The organism is Dinghuibacter silviterrae (assembly GCF_004366355.1).
In the GTDB taxonomy this organism is placed as follows: domain Bacteria; phylum Bacteroidota; class Bacteroidia; order Chitinophagales; family Chitinophagaceae; genus Dinghuibacter; species Dinghuibacter silviterrae.
Window position 1 is genome coordinate 3401676 of the sequence record NZ_SODV01000001.1, and the last position, 23379, is coordinate 3425054.

The window sequence follows — 23379 nt, forward strand, 5'->3', positions numbered from 1 at the left end:
CCGCCGGCAGCGAATATAGTGGCCCCCCCGCAGGGTTGCCCCGGTTGTCTCAAAGGTAATTACAGGTGCGGCAAATAGGTTAACATCAGAGCAGAGTAGTAGATGACTTATACGCAAAAGTGTTTTAGAAATAAATGACTTCCTTCAACTCCGTAAAGAACACGTCCTTCTTGCGGGTGGAGACCGGGATGCACGCGCCGTTGGTCATGACGACGGAGGGGGCGACACCCTTGATGATCTTCATCATGTGGCGGAGGTTGACGAGGTAGGACTTGTGGACCCGGTAGAAGCCTTTCTCGGAAAGGATTTCTTCGTATTCCTTGAGGGAGCGGCTGGCGACGTAGGAGACGTTGCCGACCAGGCGGAGCTTGGTGTAGCTGTCCAGGGCCTCGATGTAAATAATGTTGTTGATGTCGATGACTTCGTAGCCGTCTTGCACGTGGACGACGATCTTGGAGAAGTTCTCGGGGATGCCGTTGACGTAGTGTTTGATGATGCCGGTCAGTTCGCCGAGCTTGTTCTTTTTGTTTTTGCGGATCTTTTCGATCACGTTGACGATGTCGGAGCCTTTGATGGGTTTGAGGATGTAGTCCAGGGCGGCCATTTTCAGGGCGCGGAGGGCATATTCCTGGTAAGCCGTCACGAAGATCACCTCGAAGTTGGGCTGGGCAATGGCTTCCAGCAACTGGAAAGAGTTGTTGGGGGGCATCTCGATGTCCATGAAGAGGACGTCGATTTCATTTTCCCGGATGTTGTTTTTGGCGTCCTCAAGGTTGTCAGCCTCCCAGATCACCTCGACCCCTTCGCATTGGGTCTGTAGGATGTTGCGCAGGATGTGTAGGTTGGCCTGCTCGTCATCTACTATTGCAGCTCTAATTTTCTTCATAAACGGACTTTTAAGGTTTTTTTGAATGGTAAGGTTAAGGTTAACAACTATAATGAGTTGATGATCGGTATAAATATTTTCACAAGAGTGCCGGTGTCGTTGTACCCGTTGGCCGCTTTGTCGATGATCTCCAGTTTCCCGGGGTTGTCGTCATAGGATTTGATCACATTGAGGCGCTCCCGGATGATGTTGAGCGCGGTGGACTCGTGTTTGAGCGCGCTGGTCGCGCTCCTTGTCTTTTTCCATCCGGCTCCGTTGTCGTCGACCACACATTCGAGGATGTCTTTGTGGAAGGAAAAAGCAATTTTCAACATCCCCTTTTCCTTCTTCGGCGCCATGCCGTGTTTGATCGCGTTTTCCAGGATCGGCTGGATCAGCATGGGGGCGATGCAATGGCTGTGGACCTTGATGGCATCCTCCACCTGGAACTCGTACTCGAAGGAGTTGCTGAAGCGGAACCGCTCCAGTTCCAGGTACCTTGTCAGAAAGTCGATCTCGTCCTCCAGCGCCACATAGGACTTTCTGCTGTTGTTCAACATCTGCCGCATCAGGAGCGAGAAGTCCGAGATGTAATCGAAGGCCTTCTGCTGCTCGTTCAACACGATCAGGTGTTGTACCGTGCTGAGGGAGTTGTAGATGAAGTGTGGGTTCATCTGGCTGGTGAGGGCTTTGGCTTCCAACTCCAGCAGCCGGTTGTTGTACGCGACCTTTTCCTTTTTCCTGTCGAACTCCTTTCTCATAATCAGGGCCGCCGCTATGGCGATGATCGCCGTAACGATCAGCACCCCATTCCATATCACCCAAAACTGGGTTCCTGTAACTAGCCACATATCCAAGTGCTTACCCTCGAAGGGTAGGCTGAAATTTAGTGCTGAAAAATTCAGAATCGGCACGGTTTTTGATAATACTTCTCGCCTTCCGACCCTTGATTTGACAGTTTTCCAAAAATGAGTATGCTTACAGAATGACCCCTTGGATTGCAGTGTCCGGGGAGACACCACATTCCATATACTGTGACAGAGGCGCAACGTAAGCAAGCAATATTTTTGAATCATATGACTTGCTCTAAAGAAAACATACCGGCTTTTCCGCCCGACCGGCTCGGGTCATGGTAAAGGATGATTGGAATACGGTGGAGTCTTTGGAGAGGATATTGAAATCAACCGAAGGCTACAAAAGTAATACACAAGGTTGGCCCTTTTGACCGTAGTTATACCTGAATATCTTTTACAGAACTTCTATCTTAAACGCAAGGGCAAGGTACCTTAAAAGGCTGGTTCGAGCAATACCAACATACGGGTATGTTGTTAAACGTATGTAAATCACCTGGTTAATTCTCCTGTAACACAAGACTGGCAAGACTTTCAATGCTTTGAGGCGATTCGGCCTCCGGGGAGGCATTCCGTAAAAGGAGGGAGAAGATTGCCATTCAAATATAGTGTTTTAACGAAATTACAATGTGAATTTTACGGTATTTTATAAGTCGTGGAAATATACTATATTAGATATCAAAATCCGATAGTATGAAAACCCGATTGGTTACCCCTGGCCACTTGGCCCAGCAAAAGTTACATTCCCTCGTTGTCTAGAATACATGGGTGCCGGGTAGCAACCCTGGTACAGAGGTATTGTAGTAGTGCGACTACGTGCCGATGCAAAGTTTACTATCCGATATCTTTATAATCGGGTATACCTTCGCACCAATTTATCGTACCCTGGCGGCTTTTCCGCCGGTTGGTTAGACGTATAATTGTTCCCGGTACAATTATACGGTAGGCTCTGCGGATCTATTTGTTTAACCCCTTTAAAAGGACAGGGAATGTACTCTTATCCGCCTACCTCAAAACCAGACTCCCTTTGGATGGTGCACTTTGACCCCACGGGAGATTGTGTTTACACTAGCAAATCCTTTATCCGGGCTTTTGTGGGAGAAGCAAACTGGCCGTTGAGTGCCCGGGCCCGCGATCCTTTCGCCAGCGCCTTACACCCCGAAGAACGCGACCTTTTGCAAGATACACTGAAAGCATGCCGCCAAAGTCCCGGTGACCTGGTGGTTTCTTCTCTAAGGCTCACCAATACGAGCGGCACCTGCCGGCTTACGGAATGGAAGATGAGTCTTTTGCCACCCGCTACGACGGGGGGCTCCCCCCTGATTTATGCCGTGGGCGTAGACAAGGTCGATCATTTTCTCGACGCCCAGCCGTTGGGCAACCTGCAGGCCCTGGGCAAGCTTCTTTTTGACGCGACCCCGTCCCCGCATATTTGCCTGGGAGACGCGGGAGAGCTGCGCTTTTTCAACCGCGAAGCTATCCAGTGGATCAAGGCGAGGACCGGCGTCCTCCCGGTGATCGGGGCCAACTTACACGACACCCTCCGCAACGGTTTTGGCGGCCATCTCTGCCGCAAGATCGCCCTGGGCTTTAAGGGGGAGCCGGCCTGTTCCGAGGACCGTTGGGTATACCCCGACGGACAGGAGGAATGGTACCGCGTCGAGGTGTTGCCTTTTCAGTACGGACCCGAAGAATGCGTGTCGATCAGCCTGCTGGATATCACCGCCCTGAAGCGGTCGGTCGGCGTGATGGACAGCAGCCGGTATATGATTGCTAACCAGTTGAGGACACACGTATCGAATATGATGGGCATGTCTGTGATGATGGAAAACCTCCTGGCGATGGACGGCGGACCGTCTTTGTCCGCCCTGGTGACGATGATCAAAGAAGAAGCGGGACAGCTCAACCGGGCCGTTGGCCGGGTGGAAGAGGCCCTGTTCTCAGGAGGAGGCTGACCATCATGGCAGACACGAAAGCTAAAACGGTTAACGAAAGCGGCTCCGGGTGGCATCCCGGGGAATGGGGGCATATCCTGTATATGCAACAGATCCTGATTGGTGCCATCGTACATGATATCAGGACGCCGCTCCGTTACTTCATGTGGACCGCCCGGTCCCTCCAGGAGGACCTGGAGCGCGGGCTGGACACCGAAAACCTGGCCGAACGGGCACAGTTGCTGTACACCTCTGCCGAGCGCATGCACGGCCTGGTGGAGGACCTCCTCCAGTATTCGAGGGTACAATTGCGGGCGGCGGCGGACGGACGGTTTAAAAAAGTCAATGTGCACCTGGCGATAGCGGCGAAAGCCACCCTTTTTCACCACATCGCCTATGCAAAAGGAATAGAGATCATCAACCGGGTAGACCCCACCCTGATCATGGAAACAGATCCGGACTGTCTGGCCGTCATTGTACACAATATCCTGGACAACGCGCTCAAGTTTACCTCCGGCGGGACCGTGGTCATCAGTTCAAGCAGGAGCGACGGCGCCATCCGGATCGAGGTGACCGACACCGGCAGGGGTATGAGCCGGGAGTATATAGAGTGGTGCAACACCGAAGCGGCTGGTTTTGACACGCCGTTGCCGGGGGAGGACTTCAGACCCCCGGGACTGGGGCTTATGCTGGTGCGGGAATTGCTGGGTAGGATAAAGGGGAAGCTGGTCGTGAGCAGGGCCGAAGAAGGCGGGACGGTGATGATGTTGGAATTTTCAGAATAGCATCTAAAAAAATAACGCTTAATGGTAAACATTCTCATGGCGGATGATCATGCAATTGTCAGGTATGGCACGATTGCCCTGATCAAGGAATTGTTTGAAGACGTATCTGTCTCCGAGGCAGCCAACTTCGACGAAACCTTGCACCTTATAGAGGAGCGTCCCTTCGACCTGCTTGTATTGGACATCAACATTCCGGGGGGCAACAGCTTCCAGATGATCGACGTCCTCCGCCTCCGTCAACCCAATTTAAAGATCCTCATTTTCACGGCGTACGACGAGCACCTCTACGGGTTCCGTTATCTCCAGGCGGGGGCCGATGGCTTCCTGATGAAGAACTCCGACGAGCAGGAGATCAAGTACGCCATCCGCAGTGTGCTCAACAACGAAAAATACTTCGGCCCCTCCGTCAAGGCGTACTTACTCGACAAGATCCACCAGAAAAAACAGGAGGTGTCCAACCCGCTGCTGACCCTTTCCAACCGGGAAACGGAAGTGGTCCGTCTGTTGATCCAGGGGAACGGCATCGCCGAGATCGCCCGTCTCCTGCACCTTCAGATTTCGACCGTCAGCACGTACAAGGTCCGGATCTTTCAAAAGCTCAACGTCCGCAACATCGTCGAGCTCGTCGAACGGTTCAACCTGTACAACGGGATGGGGGCGGGGACAGCGGGGACGGCCTCGGCCGGATAGGCCGGCCCGCTCACCGGGGACGCTATTTTTCCCTAAATTGCCGGATGCGCTACACGTATCTGCTGCTGACCCTGCTCGCCGCATTGCCCGCGGCAGCCCAATACGGGACCACGAACCACCCTTCGGGGTATACCCCCGACGACGTCCGCCGGGAATTCATCCGTTCCTGGGACGCCTACCGGAAATACGCCTGGGGACACGATGTCCTCCTGCCCAATACCGGTGGTTTCTCGGACTGGTATAAAGAGTCGCTGCACATCTCGCCCATCGATGCCTACAGCACCATGCGCGTCATGGGATTAAATGAACAAGCAGCCGGGGTCGAGCGCTACATCATCGACAGCGTTTCCTTCGACAAAGATATTTTTGTGAAGACCTTCGAGGTGAACATCCGGATCCTCGGAGGTCTTCTCAATATGTACCAGTGGACCCACGACCCCGCCATCCTGGCCCGGGCCAAGGACTTCGGGGATCGCGAGCTAAAGGCCTTTCAATCCCCGACCGGCATCCCTTACTATTGGGTCAACCTCCGGACGGGGGCTGTCAAGGGCACGCGCGTCAACGTGGCGGAAGCCGGGTCCTACCTGTTCGAGTTGGGGATCCTCAGCTACTATACGCGAGACCCCCGCTACTACCAGGCCGGCAAAAAGGCCAGCCGCGCCCTCTTCACCCGCCGCTCCGCTATCGGCCTGGAGGGTTTTGACATCGACGTCGAAACCGGTCAATGGCTCGACACCCGCAGCTTTATCGGCGCCTGCGCCGACTCTTACTTCGAGTACCTCTATAAAGGCTGGCGTCTTTTCCACGACCCCGAGCTAAAGACCATGTGGGACACCTCCATCAAAGCCATCAACCGCTACATCCCCGAGGAAAGCGACACTTCCCTCTGGTACGGCTATGTCGACATGAACACCGGCGCCAAGGTGCTCCCAGAGGTGACGTTGTACGACGCCTTTTTCCCCTCCATTTTAGCCATGGACGGAGACCTCCGCCGGGCCGAAAAGCTCGAAGCCACCTGGTACTGGTTGTGGAACCGTTATGGCCTGGAGCCCGGTGGGTTTAATTACCATACGTCTTCTATTACCGACCCCGGCTACGACCTCAATCCGGAAATTATCGAGTCTGCGTACTACCTCTATACGCTGACCGGCAAGGAACGTTACCGCAAGATGGGGTACACCTTCTATAAAGATATTCTGCAATACTGCCGGACGCCCATTGCTTTTTCCTCCATTACCGACGTGCGGACCAAGGAGCAAAACAACCAGTTGCCGACGTTCTTTTTTGCAGAGACCATGAAGTACCTCTACTTGTTGTTCGGCGGCAACCCCGCCGTCAACGTCAAGGACTACGTCTTCAACACCGAGGCGCATCCGTTTAAACGCGCGGATTTCGTGCCGGAGGAGCTGCGCAAAAGACTTGGGTTTTAGCCGTCGTGCAACGCTTTTCGGGCGGGTATTGTCAGGGAGGAAAAGTAGTTGCTATGCGTATCCCTTTACTGGCGTTTGCCCTCCTGTTTGTTTTCTCCGCCTGCAAAAAACACAATGGGAATCCCAGCCTGACCGGCGACTGGATCTGCGCCCAATACACGATCGGTTTCCAGGGCCGCACCGTCGAACTCCCGCGGGACAGCACCCTTCAATTATACCTTGGTGCCGACGGGCTCTTTGCGCAATACTGGCAGAACAGCCTGAGCGACACGGGGTCGTACGTATATCAAAACGTCTCCCCCCTGGCCGGTGGCGGATCGTTTAAGGTGCCCGCCCTGGTGTTCAGCACTTTTTACCGTACGCCGCAGACGTCCCTGGTGCTCCTGGTATCCTGGGCACACGATACGCTGGTCCTGACGACAAATGGGGTGGATGGGAATGTGTATTGGTATGTCAGGGAAAACAGTATATCATTCTGACCGGAGGCTGTTCACCGGGTTGGCCCTGCCTGCCTTCACCGCCTGGAACCCGATGGTCAGGAGCGTGATCCCCATGATGGCGCCTCCTGAGATCAGGAAAATATCCCCACCGATACGGATGCGGTAGGCAAAAGCCTCCAGCCAGCGGTTCATCGCCCACCACGTGAGCGGAAAGGCGACGAGGGTGGCGATCGCCACCAGCCTGAAAAAGTCCCTGGACAGCATCAGCGCGATCCGCGTCACGGAGGCCCCGATCACCTTGCGGATGCCGATTTCCTTTTGCCGGCGCTGAGCGGTAAACGCCGCCAGGCCGAAAAGCCCCAGACACGAGATCAGGATGGCCAGACCCGCAAAGTAACGCGACAACAGGGAAACCCGGTTTTCCGCCGCATATAGTTTTGCATACTCGTCGTCCAGGAAACGGTAGTCAAAGGACAGCCCCTTGTAAAAGCGGCTATACATCGACCCCACCTGTTCGATGACCTGGTGTTCCGAGCCCGCCCGGATCTTGATGACGATATTGTCGGTGATGGAATATACCTGGAAAAAAGCGGGCTCGATGGTTTTATACAAGGACTCGAAGTTAAAGTCCTCGGCCACACCCACGATCTGTTTGTGCATGCCCCAGAAGGTAATGGTTTGCCCGATGGGGTGTTTCAACCCCATGAACCGGATAGCGGCTTCGTTGAACACGATTTCGTTATGGGCGCTGGAGTCGTCGGACATATAGCGCCCTTCCTTCATCCGGATTCCCATCGTCCGCATAAAACCCGTGCCCACCTCCAGGTTGGCAAAGGTCAGTTCCTGGCCCGGTTTTTTGCCCGGCCAGTCAAAACCTCCAATGCCCCCATGCCCCCCGTTAAAGTCATGGTGGTGGCTGCCCGCGCTGACGACGCCCGGCAGGTTTTGCACCTCGTTCAGGAAGCTGATGGCGTGCCGCTCGCTCAGGCTATCGCTGACGGGTACCGGAAAATCAATCACGTGGTCCCGGCTATAACCCAGGTCCCTGGTTTGGATATAGTGCAGCTGACGGTAAATGACCAGGACACCGACAATCGCGCTCACGGAAAGCACAAACTGAAAAACGACCAGCCCCTTGCGCACCCACAGCTCCGCGGGAATCGTGTGGAGCGACCCCTTCAGCGTGGCGATGGGTGTAAAACCCGACAGGTACAAGGCCGGGTAGCTCCCCGCAAAAAGACCCGTGGCCAGCGCCACGACGGCCGCAGGGACCGTCACCGCCCACCCCAGTCCCAGCGTCTTCCCGGTCAGGCTGTTAAAAGCCGGCAGGAAAACCGACACCAGGGCCAACGCCAGGCCCAGCGCCAGGAAGCTCATCAATACCGACTCTCCCAAATATTGAAGTACAAGCGAACTCCTCCGGGCGCCCACCACTTTTTTGATACCCACTTCCTTCAGCCTTCTGGACGCCCGCGCCGTGGAAAGGTTCATAAAGTTGATACAGGCCAGCGCCAGGATAAAAACGGCGATCAGCGAGAACAACCGCACATAGATGATCCGGCCGCCGGAGAGGTGTCCGTCGGTATACTGGTCGTGGAGATAACGATCCGAAAAACGCCGTACGAACAGGACCTTGTCCTCCTTGTACGTCTGCCTTTTTTGCACATAGTTTGCAATCAACGCATTGAATTGCGCCGTGTCCGTACCCGGTTTAAGCCGGACAAAGGTACTCGGATCGCTGTTCCCCCAATCGGTGACGATCCCCGGCCGTTTTTTGCCAAAGAGGTCGAAGTTGAGCAGAATATCAAACGGGTCTGTATCACTGGTGGGCCGGTCTTCAAAAACCCCGGTGATGAGGTAGGTCCCGTCAAACTGCCCCTGGTTCCAGCGGATGCTTTTGTTGAGCGCATTTTGCGGACTGCCATATATTTCCCGGGCTAGCTTTTCCGACATCGCGATCGAGTGCATGTCCGTCATCACCCCATGGGCGTCTCCTGCGACAAAGGGTGTCCGGAAAATCGCGAAGTAGTCCTTACTCACGAACTGTCCGCTTGCCTTCAGCAAGGTATCCCCCACCGTGAGCAACCCCATGCCCATGTCCCCAAACCACGAAGCCGGTATCACCGTGGCCGCATACTCCACCTGCGGAAAGTCCGCCTTCAACCCCGCCGCCAGCAGCCCCGACGTATACGACATGGTCGTATACCGCCCGTCCTCCTTCAGGTTCTGCATCACCTGGTACAACTGTGCGTCCTTTGGGTTCCCATGGTCCTTGCCCCGTTCGTCGGCGATCCAAAGCCAGATCAGCAAGGCACAGGCCAGACCCGTGGAAAGCCCCGCCAGGTTGAGCAGGGTGAAGAGGCGTTCCTTGCGCAGGGTCCGCCAGGCGATTTTGATGTAGGAGAGCAGCATACCGTTGGCCGCCCAAAAATATGCCAGTTGATAAGTACTTGACTGTCATCGCGCTGTGCCTTTGGCTTCGTCCGCTTTTGATACAGGCGGCGACCCGGAACGATACAACGTACCTTTGCGCGATGAGTTCCCTTGAACAATTGGAAAACGACCCCCGCCCGGTGCGAGCCGCCGCCGCCCTGATAGAGCGCTGCCAGCGCCTCCGGAAAGTACCCGTGGGCGACCTTTCCCCAGGCGACCTGCGCGTATTGATTTCCCAGCAAATTGGGCTGCAACACCTCGTCCCGCTGGCGCTCGGCCTCCTGGACAAAAACCCCCTCCTGGAAGCGGAACTTTACCCCGGCGACCTGCTGGGGGCTTTGTTCAATGTCGATACCGCGTACTGGAATGAACATCCGGACCAGCAAAAACAGGTGTGGGCCCTGAAGACCCGGGCGAAAAAGATGGAATAGGAATACTATCGGGTACTAGTACGCTTGTCCAAGGGCACAGAAAGCCCTACTTTTCCGGCATGCGTTCTATTCAAACCTCCGGGTCAATGCCTTCCGGCCGGGCCGCCGCCGAACGGCCGGTGGTTCAACGGGTCAACATCAAGCAGGAAAACGGCAAATACTACCCACCCGCTCACCCCACGGGCGCCGTGTACGACACTGCCACTGCGCCCAATGACCAAAAGGAGAAAATTACCCGGAACCTTGCAGGGGACCCCGACCTGATCCAATCGATACAGGAGGAATGGGGATTGCGCATGGATGGTGTCGGGCCCGTTGCCCGCGCGCTTTTCACCGGAAGCCAGGCGCGGCTGCGCGCCACCGCCCTGTACGACGCTTCCCAGGACAAGGATGCCGATATCAAGACCCTGCTGAACGCACAAAAAAAATGGCAGGACTACCTGGTGCAAACCGGTATCCCGAAAGAAGCCATTTTCTCCGTCCACCGCAGCTTCGGCCTCGAATACGAGTTCGCCAACTGGGAGTTGACCGATGAGGGGGAAGATGTGCCTTCCCATACCGAAGTCGGCAAATCCGCGCCATTCAGCAGCCTTCTCGGAGTCCCGTTCACCCTCGAAACCGACGCCGCCAAAGAGCTCGAAATCGTATCACCACCGCTCCTGGCGGGCCAGGCCGCCGGCGGTATCGACAAAGCGTTTATAAAATCCGTCCACGAGAAAATGATTGCGGGGCTCGTCAACCTCCGGGAAAACAGCGAAGCCGCCACCATAAGGGATGAAGACTTCGAGGACATGGGCCTGGGCAAAAACTGGGCCTGGGGACCCGCCGCCGCCCGGCTAAAGATCAAAACGGGGGACAACGAAAAATGGGGGCACAAGGCCAACCAGATCGGTTATCAACTCAACCTGGCCATGAAGGCGCCGGAACTGGCCGCCCAGGTCAATGCCGGAGGAGCCGGTGGCATCGAAGGCCATCAGACCGCCTACGAAAACGCACTCGCCAAGCTCAGGAACCGCGCCAGGGCCGTAGGTGCGGGGGCCGGCGACAGGGCCGCCGCATTGGCGCCCGTGTTCACCCTTTTTGCAAAAGGATTATCCAATTTCGTGGCCATCCCGACGATCGCTTATGCCGCCCAGGACCACGTAGCGGTCGACCACGTCAACGACCTCCATTCCCACGTCAAAGACCTCCACGCCTTCTGGATCAAAGACAGCGTGCAGAACACGGTGATGTCCGCCTTAGAGGCCGCCGGACAGCAAGCCCGGGACGATATGTACGCTATGGTCCGCGATGAAGCCATGCACCACCCGATGAAAGCGCTGGCCAACGAAGTGCCTGAATACGGCATGGGGCCGCACCTCCGGGATCAAAAGGAAAACGTAAAGACCGCGATAGGCAATTGCCTCACCCAGCTCACCGAACGCCTCGCCGCCGCCGGCTACGCCCGGGTCAACACGCCCAAAGTAAACTTCCTGGAAGAAGACCTGACCTCGGGCAGGGGTGTCCGCCAGGACACCTTCGCCAACCTGCGCGCCAGCAATTCGGGGCAGATGCACCTCGCGGAATTCAGGAGTAATGAAAAGACGGATGCGTTCCTCGGGTGAGCCACGGCCACCCTTTAGGCCACGGCTCTCCCCGCAAACGGATGGTCCTTCACTACGGGCACCGTCCGCTTGATCAGCTTCTGGATGTCGCGGAGGAACTCACGCTCTTCCGTATCGCAGAAAGAAATCGCCCGCCCGCTCGCGCCCGCCCGGCCCGTACGGCCGATCCGGTGCACATAGGTTTCGGGAACGTTCGGCAGATCGTAGTTGATCACGTATTCCAGCTCCTGGATGTCGATCCCGCGCGCCGCGATGTCGGTCGCCACCATGACGCGGGTAGCGCCCGATTTGAAGTTTTCCAGCGCACGCTGACGCGCATTCTGCGACTTGTTGCCGTGGATGGCTTCCGCCTTGATGCCATGTTTGATCAGGTCCTTCGCGATCTTATCCGCCCCGTGTTTGGTGCGGCTAAAGACAAGCACGCGGCCCTGGATCTTGTTTTTAAGCAGGTAGGGGAGTAGCTGGCGCTTTTCCGGTTTTTCCACAAAGTATAGGCTCTGCTCCACCGTTTCCGCCGTAGAAGACACCGGCGTCACCGACACTTTTATCGGGTCGGTCAGGATCGAATCCGCCAGTCCCGAAATTTCCGCCGGCATCGTCGCCGAGAAAAACAAGGTCTGCCGCTTGGCCGGCAGTTGTGCAATCACTTTGCGGACGTCATGGATAAAGCCCATGTCCAGCATCCGGTCCGCCTCGTCCAGGACAAAGATTTTGATGTCCTTCAGGCTGATCACCTTTTGCTGCATCAGGTCCAGCAGACGCCCCGGCGTCGCGATCAGGATGTCCGTCCCCTTTTTCAGCGCCTGGATCTGCGGTACCGCAGAGACCCCTCCAAAGATCACTTCATGCCGGATCCCCGTGCCCTGGCCATACGCCTTGCAACTGTCGTTGATCTGGATCGCCAGCTCCCGCGTAGGGGTCAGGATCAAGGCCTTGATGCCCGGATTCCAGTCTCCGCCGCGTTTCATCAGGAAAAGCGTCTGCAGGATCGGAATCGCAAAGGCCGCCGTTTTCCCCGTTCCCGTCTGCGCGCAGCCGAGAAGGTCCTTGCCCCTCAGGACCACGGGAATGGATTGGGCTTGTATAGGGGTGGGTTGTGTATATCCCTTCTTTTTCAGCGCGTCCGCGATGGGCGCGATGAGATGCAATTGTTCAAATGACATAATAATATTTAGTGCAGTGGTAACCAACGGCAGCGTAACGGAAATACGAAGGATGGTTATGGTACGCTCTAGCCGTAAGAGAGAGTGTAACGGGCACAAAGATACGTCATTTTACAATACCAGCTCCATTTGTATATTCGCCCGCTCATACGGCGACGGCTGACCGACGATTCGCTGGAATCCTAATTTGTAATAGAGGCTGATGGCGGGTTTCAGGAGGGTGTTGCTTTCCAGGTAGATTCGTCTCAGGTGTAATGTTCGTGCCCGCTCTATGGCCGCCTGACCCAGCAGCCAGCCGATGCCGAGGCCCTGGGCTTCGGGGGAGACGGCCATTTTCGCGAGTTCGTGGGTGTCGGGCGCCTGCGGCGCTGCGGCTGCCGCGCTCTCCGCGCTGCGCGCGCCGTCCGCCGCCACGACGTCCGCCGCCGCGCCGTCCGCCACCACGCTCTTCGCGCCGTGTGGTGCCGCGCTCATCGCGCCGTGTGGCGCCGTGCTCATCGCGCCGTGTGGCGCCGCGCTCATCGCGCCGTGTGGCGCCGCGCTCATCGCGCCGTGTGGCGCCGCGCTCATCGCGCCGTGTGGCGCCGCGCTTTCCGCGCCTTGCGCCGCCGCTTTCGCCGCGCTTTGCGCGGCCATCGGTATCAACGCCACTGTCCCCACCGGCTTGTCGTCGAGTAACGCCATGAAGATGTGCCCGCCCTTGTCCAGGATGTATTCCTGTGGGTGGTCCAGCGAACGGTAATCCGGCTCCTCCATCTTGAAATAGGTGCTGATCCAGCGCTCGTTCAGGTCCCGGAACGCTTTGGCGTGCTCCGGCCGGAAATCCACGATCCGCAGCCGTTTTGCCTCCCGCGCCCGCCGGACATCCTGCACCCGGCCCAACAAGTCCTTCCGGTCCAGGAGAAACTCCCAGTCCTCGATCGCCCGCCAAAGGTCATGGTTCGCCTCCTTCATCGTTTGCTCCACCGCCGTCCGGACGTCCTCATACTGCGCCTGCATCGCTGCCGCGAGCGCTTTGCCCTTTTGGGTGAGTGCGATAAAACGCTTGCGGGCATCGTTTTTTCCCTTTTTTTCCTTGATATATCCCTTTTCCGCCAATTCCCCCGCAATCTGGCTCACCGACGCATGGCTATGTCCGATGTCCACGGCGATGTCCGTGATCGACCGCTCGCCTCCCTCCGCCAATACATAAAAGACCGGGAACCACTTCGGCTGCAAGTCGTTCCCATACAGCGCATAAATCGCGCCCGCCTGGTCCGTGAGCCTTTCGCTCAACCTCCGGAGCCGGCTCCCCAAGGCCATCGGCCCCGTTTTTGAATAAAAATCCATAGGTAGTTACGTAAGTGCTTACGTAAATATACACCGAATTATATAACCCTATCAGGTTATTTTGGAACAATCGTTTTTTTGCCGCGGGCGAACTTTGTGGGATGGAAAAAAAAAAGCTCCCCGAGACACCCCGCAAGCTTCCTGTCCCCGTGACGGGCATGAGCTGCGCGTCCTGCGCGATCAACGTGGAGCGCGCGCTCCAACGCCAGCCGGGCGTCCGGAGCGCCAGCGTCAATTATGCGGATGCCAGTGCCCTGGTGGAATACGAGCCTTCGGTTATAGGGCCGGAGGCCCTGCGGGCGGCGGTACGTGGGGTAGGGTATGATTTGCTCCTGCCGGAGAGCGCTTCGGCCGCTGCCGCGGGTACCGTCGGGGCCGCGCCTTCGGCTGGGCCGGCCGCCGACCCCGCACGCCGCGCCGCCAACGCGCCAGCGGCCTCGTGGGCCGACCCCGACTCCGCCGCCGCCGCGCGCCGCGCCACCGACGCACCAGCGGCCTCGTGGGCCGACCCCGGCTCCGCCGACCCCGGCTCCGCCGACCCCGCACGTGCCACCGCCCCGGGCCGCGCCGCCGCCGCGCCAGCGGCCTCGTGGGCCGACCCCGACTCCGTCGACCCCGCGCGCATCGCCGCCGCGCGCCGAGCGGAAACCCGCGCCGTGCGCAACCGCATGATGGGGGCGTTGGCGCTGTCCGCGCCGCAGGTCCTCATCAGCATGGCGTTTCCCCAACTGCCCTACACGCATTATATTCTTTGGGCCCTCGCCACCCCGGTGGTCCTGGTGTGGGGCTGGCCCTTTTTCCGCCACGGCTGGCAGATGCTCATGCACCGGACCGCCGGGATGGATACCCTTGTCGCCCTGAGCACCGGGTGTGCGTATGCCTGGAGTGTTTTTAATACCCTCGACCCCGGGTACCTCCGGTCAAAAGGGCTGCCCGCCGACGTCTACTTCGAGGCCGCCAGTGTGGTGATCGCGTTTATCCTGTTGGGGCGATGGATCGAGGACCGCGCCAAGACCACCGCTTCCGATGCCATCCGGAAGCTGATGGAGCTACAACCGTCGGTCGTTCTTCTTGAAACCCCGGACGGCGCCACCCGCGAGGTGCCGCTACACAACATCCACCCCGGAGACCTTCTTCGCGTCCGCCCCGGGGAACGGATCGCCGTGGACGGCGCCATCGACGCCGGGGAAAGCTATATCGACGAAAGTACCCTGAGCGGGGAACCCCTCCCCGTGGCCAAACACGAGGGTGACCCCGTTTGGGCCGGAACCCTTAACCGGCAGGGCTCCTTCCGGATGCGCGCCGGCAAGGTCGGCCGCGACACTCTTTTGGCTGGCATCATCCGCCACGTCCGCGAGGCCCAGGGCTCCAAGGCGCCCGTCCAGCGACTCGTCGACAAGGTGGCCGCCGTCTTTGTGCCCTCGGTCATCGGGATCGCGGTCCTCGCATTTATTGTATGGTGGGTGTCCGGTTCGTTGCCCCAGGCGATCCTTGCTTTTGTTACCGTACTCGTCATCGCCTGTCCCTGCGCCCTGGGCCTCGCAACGCCCACCGCCCTGATGGTGGGTGTCGGCAAGGGCGCCTCCATAGGCGTTTTTGTAAAGGACGCCACCAGCCTCGAACGCTTGCGCAACATCCAGGCGCTCGTCCTCGACAAAACCGGCACCCTGACCGAGGGCAAGCCCCAGGTCGCCGCGCTCCGCTGGTTTGCCGGTGACAATGTCCAGGCGCGGGCGCTCCTTTACAGTCTGGAACGCTCGTCCGAGCATCCCCTGGGGGGCGCGATTTGCGCGGCCCTGGAGGGTGGGGGAGGCGCTGCAGCCTCCGGCACCGCGCCTGGTCCCGTGCCCGCTGCGCTCCCCCTCCTGCCGCTGCAGGGCATCACCTCCGTGCCCGGAGCCGGAATTGAAGGGACTTTCGTCCGCTCCGTTTACCGCGTAGGTAACCTTCGCTGGCTACGCATAAGTGGCGTAGCGGTGACCCAGGAGGTGGAGGCGTGGGCCGCGGCCCAGGAATCCGCCGCGCGGACCGTCGTTGTCTTTGCGAAGGACGGCTCTGTGCTCGCGGGTATCGCGCTCCACGACCGGCTGAGACCCGGTGCGCGGGAAGCAGTGGCGGACCTGACCGCCCGCGGGATCGCCGTACATCTCCTGACGGGGGACAACGCGGCGACGGCGGCCGTCATCGCCCGGGAGGCGGGCATCGCGTCCTACGAGGCGGGTTTGTTACCGGGGGATAAAACGGCTTTTGTGCGCGGGTTACAGGGGCGGGGGCTGGTCGTGGGTATGGCCGGGGACGGCATCAACGACGCGGAAGCCCTGGCGGCCGCGGATGTGGGTATTGCCATGGGCAGCGGGACGGACATCGCCATGGATGTGGCGGGGATGACGCTGGTCAACGCCCGGCCGGACCGGATACCCGCGGCCCTGGATTTGTCGAAGTATACTTTCCGTGCCATCCGGCAAAACCTGATCTTTGCATTTGTATACAACGTCATCGGCATCCCCCTGGCGGCCGGCGCCTTTGGATTCCAATTGAACCCCATGATCGCGGGGGCCGCCATGGCGATGAGCAGCATTACTGTCGTGGGCAACAGCCTGCGGCTTAAATTTCGTCCGGTTGGGCGTCCCGCAACCAGCGTGGGGCGTTCCACAATACAAACAATTTAAACATCCTATATGCGTACCATTAAAGCACTCCTGTTTACCGTGTTCAGCCTGATCGGCCTGGCTTCTTTTGCCCAAAACACAACGACGACGACCTTTAAGGTGTCGGGCAATTGTTCTACCTGCAAAAAACACATCGAGGGCGCGGCCCTTTTGCCTGGTGTCGCAAAGGTGGACTGGAACAAGGATACCAAGATCCTGACCCTCGTCTACAATCCGACCAAGGTGAGCGTCGACGACGTCCAGAAGCGTATTGCCGCCGTGGGCTACGACACCCCGAAGTACCGCGGGGATGACAAGGCGTATAACAAACTGGACGAGTGTTGCCAGTATGACCGGAAGCCCTAGGTAGGGCGCCTCGCACCGGCGCCGCCGCGCAATGAGCGGGGCCGCGCCCAGCGATGTGCAGTCGCCGTGAGCCCGCCAGGGCCACGCCCCGCGCCCGCCGCCGCAATGGGCCCCGCAGCGCGCGGTTCCCCCCACGGGGACCGCGCGTTCGCGCATTAAGACGGATCGTCGTACCTTTGCGAAAGCAATGCACTTGTTTATAAAAAATATGGTCTGCGACCGCTGTATCATGGCGGTCGACCGTGTGCTGAGGACGGAAGGGCTGCACCCGGTGTCGGTGCGGTTGGGGGAGGCGGTCGTGGAAGAGGCGGAACTGGACCGGGGGGCGTTGGATCGTTTGGATGCCTCATTGCGAGACATTGGGTTTGAGCGGATCGACGACAGGAAGACCCGGCTGGTCGAAAGCATCAAGAATACCATCATCCGGCTTGTCCATCATAGCGACGAGCCGCCGCGTCATAAGTATAGCGAACTGATCGCTTCGGAAGTGGGCATGGACTATCCCTACCTGAGTAAGCTTTTTTCGGACATGGAGGGTGTCACGATCGAGCAATTTCTGCTCCGTCAAAAAACGGAGAAGGTAAAGGAGTATTTGGGGTATGATGAGCTGACCCTCAGCGAGATCGCTGATAGGATGGGGTATAGCAGCGTCGCCCATCTTTCGGGACAGTTCCGGAAGCTCACCGGGATGACGCCTTCCCAGTTCAAGGGCCTGGCGCGCAAGGACCGCGCGCCGATCGACCGGCTGGACTGAACGCCCGATCGACCGGCTGGACCGAACGCCCTGTTGACCGGCTGGACCGAACCGGGCTACTACAAGGCTACTACACAATAAAATATATCACGGATAGTTAATACTATGGCGCAATATTTGCTGTAATTTGTTGCCGTTAGAATTCAAATATCCGATGTATGAAGAAAAGCCTGGTAAGGGTTGTCCCCTTGCTCTTTGTTATTTGTTTTGCCCTTGCCTGTAAGAAGAATACTTCTTCCAGCGCGATTACCCCTTCCCTTAGTTTCACAGCAACCAGCCAGACCAACGGCAGCACGGCCATCCACTTTCCGAACGTGGTCGTCGCGGTACAGGAGGTCGATACCTTGCACAGCACACTGATCTCGGGCCAGTATGCGGATACGTCGAGCGCGACGGGCAGCATCAGCATCCGAGTGATTGGAGACACGACGGGCACGTATAAGGCGAACGCGGTGTTGGTGACGTACGTGGACGGGCAGGGCAACATTTACAACAGCAGCGGGGATTCAACGGACGAGGTGACCATTACGAAATTTTCCAAGGCCGCGGGCGGTCTTGTGACGGGGAGTTTTGACCTAACGGTCACGGGTACCCCGGGGAGCCTCGTACTGGCCGGTAGCTTCACGGCGGGCTTTTTAAATTAGAATCGCAACCCTATATAACGTTTATCACCAATTGCTTCACAATGAGAGACCACAGCGCGATGAGGGCATGGCCCGGCAGCACGAGCGGCATACAGGAATACACCGGTACCTGGGGGACGGCCCAGGTGGTGCACCTGCTGAAGCGGACCCTTTTCGGGGCGACCGTCGCCGACGTCAACTATTTCTCGGGCCTGTCGATGTCACAGGCGGTGGATGAGATCCTCACACCCACGGCAGCGCCGACAAGCCAACCCCTGAACAATTACGGAACCGATGTCACCGGTGTGGCACCTTATACGACCTGGATCGGGACGGGACTGACGTACCAGGACCAGAACCTGAACGCGAGCCGGGTGGCTTCGATGCAGTGTTGGTGGATGGGGCAGATGCTGGGCTCGGGCCGCTCGATCCATGAAAAGATCACGCTGTTCTGGCACAATCATTTTGCCATGGACGCGACACAGCACTTTATGGATATTCCCGCCCAGCTTTGGTACAACCAGTACCTGACGCTCCGCGCGAATGCGCTGGGGAGCTTTGCCGCGATGGTGAAAGCGATTACGCTGGACCCGGCGATGCTCATTTTTCTAAACGGGAGCACGAATGTCAATACGTCCCCGAACGAAAACTACGGCCGCGAGTTGCAGGAGCTGTATACGGAGGGCAAGGGCACGAATTCGCTGTATACGCAGACGGACGTGCACAATGCGGCCCGTGTCCTGACGGGGCATACGGTGGACGCGGGTTTTAACTATGTTTTCCAGGCGGGGAACCACGATGACCAGGACAAACAATTTTCCCCGTATTATTCCAACCACGTGGTCACGGGGTATTCCGGGACCGTGGGGGCGGGGGAGCTGGACGATATGCTGGGGATGCTGTTGGGGACCGACGAGTCGGCGAAATTCATCTGCCGGAAGCTGTATAATTTTTTCATTTATTATGTAGACGATGCGACGGTGGAGGCGAACGTGATCGTTCCCCTGGCCAGTGTATTCCGGTCGAGCGGGTACAATATTACCACGGTCCTCTCAACCCTTTTTAAAAGCCAGCACTTTTACGACCTGGTCTATGCGGGCGCCTGTCTGATCAAAAGTCCGCTGGACTTTCTCGTCGGTCTTGTCCGGGAGTTTAACCTGGCGCTTCCCGCGGCCAGCAACCCGCAGGGGCAGTACAGCGCCTGGACGCTGTTGCTCAACCAGGCGACCATCCTGCAACAGGAGGTCCTGGCGATACCGGTGGTGGCCGGCTGGTACGCGTATTATGAATCGCCGACCTACCATGAGTTGTGGATCAATTCGGTGACGTATCCGCAACGGAACTATTATACCGACCTGCTAATGACCAGCGGGGACATGATGAGCGGCACGACGCTGGTCGTCGACCCGGTGGCTTTTACGGCGACGCTCTCCAACCCCAGCGACCCGGTCCAACTGGTGTCGGACGCGCTGTCGATCCTGCTCACGGTGCCGGTGTCCGCCAACGACCAGGAGCTGATGATGCGCACGATCCTGCTCACGAACCAGACCAACAATGCTTACTGGACGCAGGCCTGGCAGGCGTACACCGCCAACCCCTCGGATATGAATGCCTATTCAACCGTATTCAACCGGTTACAGGCCTTTTATAAATACGTGATGGACCTGCCGGAATATCACCTGTCTTAAATCCCAATGCCTGTACCATGAAGAGAAGAACCTTCCTCAAGACCACGGCGCCCATGGCGGCCGTTTTCCCGGCCCTGCTGGGTGGCTTCCCTATAAAGGCCTTTGCCGGCTCCATCCCGTTTTTCGGGGGCTGGGACGGGGCGGCGGACAACGACCACGTCCTGGTCTTGATCCAGCTTTTTGGCGGGAACGACGGGCTCAATACCGTCATCCCCATCGACATTTACAGCAACTATTACAACCTGCGGTCCAACATCGCGATACCGGAAAGCGCCATTCTAAAACTGGGTGTGAACGACAAAAGCGGTCTTCACCCATCCCTGACGGGTCTCCAGGGGTTGTACCAGAACGACCAACTGGCGATCCTCCAGGGGGTTTGTTACCCGTCCCCGGATGAATCGCACTTCCGGGCCACCGACATCTGGCTCACGGGTGCGAGCTCCAACCAGTACCTGAATACGGGCTGGGTGGGCCGTTTCTTAGGAGAGACCTATACCAACTACCCGGTCGGCTATCCGAGTCCCTCCATGCCGGATCCCCTGGCCATCCAAATCGGGTCCGTGCTGTCCCCGACCTTTATGTCTTCCGGGGGCAACACCGCCATGGCCGTGCCCGAGGACGCCGATTTCTATGGCCTGATCAACGGCCTTACGTCCCCGGAACCCGATACGCCCATGGGGACCGAGGTGACTTACCTGCGCACCATCGCCCGTCAAACCAACAAATACGCCGGCGTCATCAAGACCGCCTATGACAAGGTGGTCCAGCAGTATGCCGGTTATCCCGCGAACAACGACCTGGCCGCCCAGCTCAAAACCGTAGCCCGGCTCGTCGCCGGCGGTCTCAAAACAAAAGTCTACATGGTCAACATGGGTGGCTTCGATACCCACGGCGGACAGGTCGTGGGGGGCGCCACCACCACCGGTAACCACGCCCAGTTGCTCACCCAGGTATCGGAAGCCATCACGGCTTTTATGAAGGACCTCAAGTTCCTGGGCCAGGACAAACGCGTCCTGGGGATGACGTTTTCCGAATTCGGACGGCGCATCGTCTCCAACGGCAGCCTGGGGACGGACCACGGCGCGGGCCAGCCGGTATTTATTTTTGGCGACGCCGCCCAGACGGGTATCCTTGGGAGCAGCCCCGACCTCCCCGCCACCATGGACGTGGAAGCGGTCGTTCCGATGCAATACGACTTCCGGTCGGTGTACAGCACCATCCTGCGGGATTGGTTTTGCGTGCCCGCTTCGGACGTCTCGACGATGCTGCTGGCCAACTACCAGTACCTGCCCTTTATACAATCCAACGCCTGCGCCAATGTCATCACCCCGGTACTGGACATCGGTTCGGATTTGATCCGGGTGTACCCGAGTCCTTTCCTCGAATCGACCGACATTACCTATAAAACAAACGGCGGCCACACGATGATACAGGTTTTTGACGTGGCAGGCCACCTCATTACCGTGCTGGTCGACCAGGTGTACAACGGGCCCGGGACCTATTACGTGACGTTCAACGCCGGCTACCTGGCGGCGGGGATTTATTATGCCCGTTTGCAAAACGAATCCGTAACCCAGGTGAAGACCATGTTAAAGGGGACTAAATGAGACGCGTACGCTACTATCTTTTGCTCCTGGTCCTGTTACCGGCGCTGCACGCGTCGGCGCAGGAGAACTATGACAGTCTCTTTTACAGTTCCGCCTGCGTCAACACGCTCAGTACGTTTGGCAGCACCCTTTTCGACAGCCTCCCTTTTCCCAAATATATCCAATGGGACTTTGGCGATCCGGCTGCCGGGATCTACGACCATGCCGGTGTACAAAACCCTACTTTTACCTACACCGTTCCGGGGACCTATCCTATTTCCCTGACCGTCGTCAACGTACCGGGCGCGGATACCGTCCGTTTGTACGACACGATCACCGTCTCCACGCCGCTGGCGTATAGCTTTGGTCCCAATATCTATCTCTGCGGGAAACAGGATACACTTCTGAAAGCGCCCGTCATCCCGGGTGCTAAGTATGCGTGGAACAACCCGCCACCCGTCGATACCCTGGATACCTTACGCGTCACCGTGTCGGGCGTCTATACGGTCAGCATCAACGGCTGCGGCGTCACCGACTCGATCGGTGTCTTTATCAGCGACAGCCCCCAGATCAACCTGGGCGGCAACCACATGATGTGCGACAGCGACAACCTTGTCCTCAACGCGAGCACGATGAACGGCATCTATACCTGGGCGGTCAACGGGACCGTGCTCCCCAATACCACGGGTCAGCTCGAAACGTTTTACCCGGGCGGCCAGTATACGGTGTCCGTGAACGTGCCGGGGTGCGGCATATACAAAGACACCGTTAGCATTACGTACAGTCAACCCATACAACCGCCCCATACGCTCGGGCCGGATACCTTGCTTTGCCCAAAACAGGTACTCCCCCTGAACGCCGCCATCAAAGGCGCCACGGCCTATATCTGGAATACGGGGTCGACCGACTCCATGATCAGCGTGACCCAGGCCGGGGACTATTGGGTTTTTGTCACCTACAACGGACAGTGCCAGGTGGCCGACTCCGTAAACGTCACGTACCGGGACGACCAGCAACTGCACTTTCACGACACGGCCATCTGCCAGGGCAGCTTTTTGGTGCTGACGGCCGACTTCGGACAAGGGACGTATACCTGGACCGCCAACCCGCCCCAACGCAACGACCAGAACACGACCGGGCAGGCCACTTACTTTGTGTACGACCCGGGCACCTTTACCGTCATGGCCCAGGTCGGGCAATGCGTCTACCGGGATTCGATCAAGGTCACCTTTGACGACAGCCTCCACGCCTACTTACCAAAGGACACCTCGGCTTGTAACGGCAGCGACTTTGCGCTCCAGGTCAAAAGCAACGCCGACACCGTCACCTGGCAGGACGGTACCCAGTCATTCTCCATCCCGGTTCCACAACCCGGGGGTACCTATACCGCCATCGCCAAAAACGGTTGCGGCGCCGACACCCTGTCCTGCGTCGTGACCTTTGGGGAGTGCGCGTGCAACCTCATCATGCCCAACGCCTTTACCCCCAACGCCGACGGGTTTAACGACATCCTCCTGCCGTTGAACTATTGTAAGATGAGCAGCTACCGGTTAGACATATACGACCGGTTTGGCGTGCTGGTCTTCCATTCCGAGAACCCGCAGACCGGCTGGGACGGTACCTTTCACCGTCAGCCGGCCTATCCCGGCAACTATGTGTGGATGGTCCGGTACACCAACACCGGGACCAGCAAGGTCGTAGTGAAAAAAGGGAATGTTGTACTTGCCCGGTAAAATTTGTAATTTCAGGGACACCTCGC

Annotated in this window: 19 protein-coding genes; 14 read left to right on the forward strand and 5 right to left on the reverse strand. The window is 58.1% G+C overall.

Going from position 1 to position 23379, the window contains the following annotated elements; genetic code table 11:
* Positions 1–124: 124 nt before the first annotated feature.
* Together EDB95_RS14720 and EDB95_RS14725 are read right to left on the reverse strand one after the other, a co-directional pair.
* Positions 125–886 (reverse strand): LytR/AlgR family response regulator transcription factor, encoded by a 762-nt coding sequence (locus tag EDB95_RS14720; RefSeq protein WP_133994564.1) that lies wholly within the window; start codon positions 884–886, stop codon positions 125–127.
* A 47-nt stretch (positions 887–933) separates the two neighbouring features.
* Positions 934–1716 carry a sensor histidine kinase gene (locus EDB95_RS14725; RefSeq protein ID WP_162852612.1) on the reverse strand — a complete coding sequence of 261 codons (783 nt, stop codon included), beginning with the start codon at positions 1714–1716 and terminating at the stop codon, positions 934–936.
* A 1094-nt stretch (positions 1717–2810) separates the two neighbouring features.
* On the opposite strand from EDB95_RS14725, the gene EDB95_RS14730 reads away from it, so the two are divergent.
* The 5 genes from EDB95_RS14730 to EDB95_RS14750 are packed head-to-tail and all read left to right on the forward strand — an operon-like array spanning position 2811 to position 7034.
* Positions 2811–3671 (forward strand): nitrogen regulation protein NR(II), encoded by an 861-nt coding sequence (locus EDB95_RS14730; protein WP_133994566.1) that lies wholly within the window; start codon positions 2811–2813, stop codon positions 3669–3671.
* Between the two features lie 5 nt (positions 3672–3676).
* Positions 3677–4435, forward strand: coding sequence for a sensor histidine kinase (locus tag EDB95_RS14735; protein WP_133994567.1), 759 nt, complete (start codon positions 3677–3679; stop codon positions 4433–4435).
* A 21-nt stretch (positions 4436–4456) separates the two neighbouring features.
* Positions 4457–5125, forward strand: coding sequence for a response regulator transcription factor (locus tag EDB95_RS14740; protein ID WP_133994568.1), 669 nt, complete (start codon positions 4457–4459; stop codon positions 5123–5125).
* 44 nt (positions 5126–5169) lie between these two features.
* Positions 5170–6555: a glycoside hydrolase family 47 protein gene (locus EDB95_RS14745; protein ID WP_133994569.1), complete on the forward strand. Its 1386-nt coding sequence runs from the start codon at positions 5170–5172 to the stop codon at positions 6553–6555.
* 53 nt (positions 6556–6608) lie between these two features.
* Complete coding sequence (locus tag EDB95_RS14750; protein WP_133994570.1) at positions 6609–7034, forward strand: hypothetical protein; 426 nt, start codon at positions 6609–6611, stop codon at positions 7032–7034.
* On the opposite strand, the gene EDB95_RS14755 is transcribed toward EDB95_RS14750, so the two are convergent.
* Positions 7026–9407, reverse strand: coding sequence for an ABC transporter permease (locus EDB95_RS14755; protein ID WP_133994571.1), 2382 nt, complete (start codon positions 9405–9407; stop codon positions 7026–7028). The genes EDB95_RS14750 and EDB95_RS14755 overlap by 9 nt on opposite strands.
* A 122-nt stretch (positions 9408–9529) precedes the next feature.
* Here EDB95_RS14755 and EDB95_RS14760 point away from each other — a divergent pair, with 122 nt between their 5' ends.
* Entirely contained in the window at positions 9530–9859 is a 330-nt protein-coding gene (locus tag EDB95_RS14760) for a contact-dependent growth inhibition system immunity protein (RefSeq protein WP_133994572.1), read from the forward strand.
* Positions 9860–9918: 59 nt separating this feature from the next.
* Entirely contained in the window at positions 9919–11463 is a 1545-nt protein-coding gene (locus EDB95_RS14765; protein ID WP_133994573.1) for a hypothetical protein, read from the forward strand.
* Between the two features lie 14 nt (positions 11464–11477).
* Here EDB95_RS14765 and EDB95_RS14770 read toward each other — a convergent pair whose 3' ends face one another.
* Positions 11478–12626, reverse strand: a complete 1149-nt coding sequence (locus EDB95_RS14770) for a DEAD/DEAH box helicase (protein ID WP_133994574.1) — start codon at positions 12624–12626, stop codon at positions 11478–11480.
* Positions 12627–12737: 111 nt separating this feature from the next.
* The gene (locus tag EDB95_RS14775; RefSeq protein ID WP_133994575.1) at positions 12738–13955 is read right to left on the reverse strand and encodes a bifunctional helix-turn-helix transcriptional regulator/GNAT family N-acetyltransferase; all 1218 of its coding nucleotides are present in this window, start codon (positions 13953–13955) and stop codon (positions 12738–12740) included.
* Between the two features lie 101 nt (positions 13956–14056).
* On the opposite strand from EDB95_RS14775, the gene EDB95_RS14780 reads away from it, so the two are divergent.
* The 7 genes from EDB95_RS14780 to EDB95_RS14810 all read left to right on the forward strand — a co-directional run bounded on the left by EDB95_RS14780 (position 14057) and on the right by EDB95_RS14810 (position 23353).
* Positions 14057–16624, forward strand: a complete 2568-nt coding sequence (locus tag EDB95_RS14780) for a heavy metal translocating P-type ATPase (protein ID WP_133994576.1) — start codon at positions 14057–14059, stop codon at positions 16622–16624.
* A gap of 9 nt (positions 16625–16633) precedes the next feature.
* Entirely contained in the window at positions 16634–16969 is a 336-nt protein-coding gene (locus tag EDB95_RS14785; RefSeq protein WP_133994577.1) for a heavy-metal-associated domain-containing protein, read from the forward strand.
* Between the two features lie 187 nt (positions 16970–17156).
* On the forward strand, positions 17157–17723 hold the full coding sequence (locus EDB95_RS14790) for a helix-turn-helix domain-containing protein (RefSeq protein WP_133994578.1): 567 nt from the start codon (positions 17157–17159) through the stop codon (positions 17721–17723).
* Positions 17724–17881: 158 nt separating this feature from the next.
* Positions 17882–18367 carry a hypothetical protein gene (locus EDB95_RS14795; RefSeq protein ID WP_133994579.1) on the forward strand — a complete coding sequence of 162 codons (486 nt, stop codon included), beginning with the start codon at positions 17882–17884 and terminating at the stop codon, positions 18365–18367.
* A 41-nt stretch (positions 18368–18408) separates the two neighbouring features.
* Entirely contained in the window at positions 18409–20034 is a 1626-nt protein-coding gene (locus EDB95_RS14800) for a DUF1800 domain-containing protein (RefSeq protein ID WP_133994580.1), read from the forward strand.
* A gap of 17 nt (positions 20035–20051) precedes the next feature.
* A complete protein-coding gene (locus tag EDB95_RS14805) occupies positions 20052–21641 on the forward strand; it encodes a DUF1501 domain-containing protein (RefSeq protein WP_133994581.1) in 1590 nt (529 codons plus the stop codon).
* The gene (locus EDB95_RS14810; RefSeq protein WP_133994582.1) at positions 21638–23353 is read left to right on the forward strand and encodes a T9SS type B sorting domain-containing protein; all 1716 of its coding nucleotides are present in this window, start codon (positions 21638–21640) and stop codon (positions 23351–23353) included. Before EDB95_RS14805 ends, EDB95_RS14810 begins: the two co-directional genes overlap by 4 nt.
* Positions 23354–23379: the final 26 nt, after the last annotated feature.

Bases quoted from the DNA above. Each gene is read 5' to 3' on its own strand.
- EDB95_RS14720 (WP_133994564.1), bottom strand. From the start codon at position 886: ATGAAGAAAATTAGAGCTGCAATAGTAGATGACGAGCAGGCCAACCTA.
- EDB95_RS14725 (WP_162852612.1), bottom strand. From the start codon at position 1,716: ATGTGGCTAGTTACAGGAACCCAGTTTTGGGTGATATGGAATGGGGTG.
- EDB95_RS14735 (WP_133994567.1), top strand. From the start codon at position 3,677: ATGGCAGACACGAAAGCTAAAACGGTTAACGAAAGCGGCTCCGGGTGG.
- EDB95_RS14740 (WP_133994568.1), top strand. From the start codon at position 4,457: ATGGTAAACATTCTCATGGCGGATGATCATGCAATTGTCAGGTATGGC.
- EDB95_RS14745 (WP_133994569.1), top strand. From the start codon at position 5,170: ATGCGCTACACGTATCTGCTGCTGACCCTGCTCGCCGCATTGCCCGCG.
- EDB95_RS14750 (WP_133994570.1), top strand. From the start codon at position 6,609: ATGCGTATCCCTTTACTGGCGTTTGCCCTCCTGTTTGTTTTCTCCGCC.
- EDB95_RS14755 (WP_133994571.1), bottom strand. From the start codon at position 9,407: ATGCTGCTCTCCTACATCAAAATCGCCTGGCGGACCCTGCGCAAGGAA.
- EDB95_RS14760 (WP_133994572.1), top strand. From the start codon at position 9,530: ATGAGTTCCCTTGAACAATTGGAAAACGACCCCCGCCCGGTGCGAGCC.
- EDB95_RS14765 (WP_133994573.1), top strand. From the start codon at position 9,919: ATGCGTTCTATTCAAACCTCCGGGTCAATGCCTTCCGGCCGGGCCGCC.
- EDB95_RS14770 (WP_133994574.1), bottom strand. From the start codon at position 12,626: ATGTCATTTGAACAATTGCATCTCATCGCGCCCATCGCGGACGCGCTG.
- EDB95_RS14775 (WP_133994575.1), bottom strand. From the start codon at position 13,955: ATGGATTTTTATTCAAAAACGGGGCCGATGGCCTTGGGGAGCCGGCTC.
- EDB95_RS14780 (WP_133994576.1), top strand. From the start codon at position 14,057: ATGGAAAAAAAAAAGCTCCCCGAGACACCCCGCAAGCTTCCTGTCCCC.
- EDB95_RS14785 (WP_133994577.1), top strand. From the start codon at position 16,634: ATGCGTACCATTAAAGCACTCCTGTTTACCGTGTTCAGCCTGATCGGC.
- EDB95_RS14790 (WP_133994578.1), top strand. From the start codon at position 17,157: ATGCACTTGTTTATAAAAAATATGGTCTGCGACCGCTGTATCATGGCG.
- EDB95_RS14795 (WP_133994579.1), top strand. From the start codon at position 17,882: ATGAAGAAAAGCCTGGTAAGGGTTGTCCCCTTGCTCTTTGTTATTTGT.
- EDB95_RS14800 (WP_133994580.1), top strand. From the start codon at position 18,409: ATGAGAGACCACAGCGCGATGAGGGCATGGCCCGGCAGCACGAGCGGC.
- EDB95_RS14805 (WP_133994581.1), top strand. From the start codon at position 20,052: ATGAAGAGAAGAACCTTCCTCAAGACCACGGCGCCCATGGCGGCCGTT.
- EDB95_RS14810 (WP_133994582.1), top strand. From the start codon at position 21,638: ATGAGACGCGTACGCTACTATCTTTTGCTCCTGGTCCTGTTACCGGCG.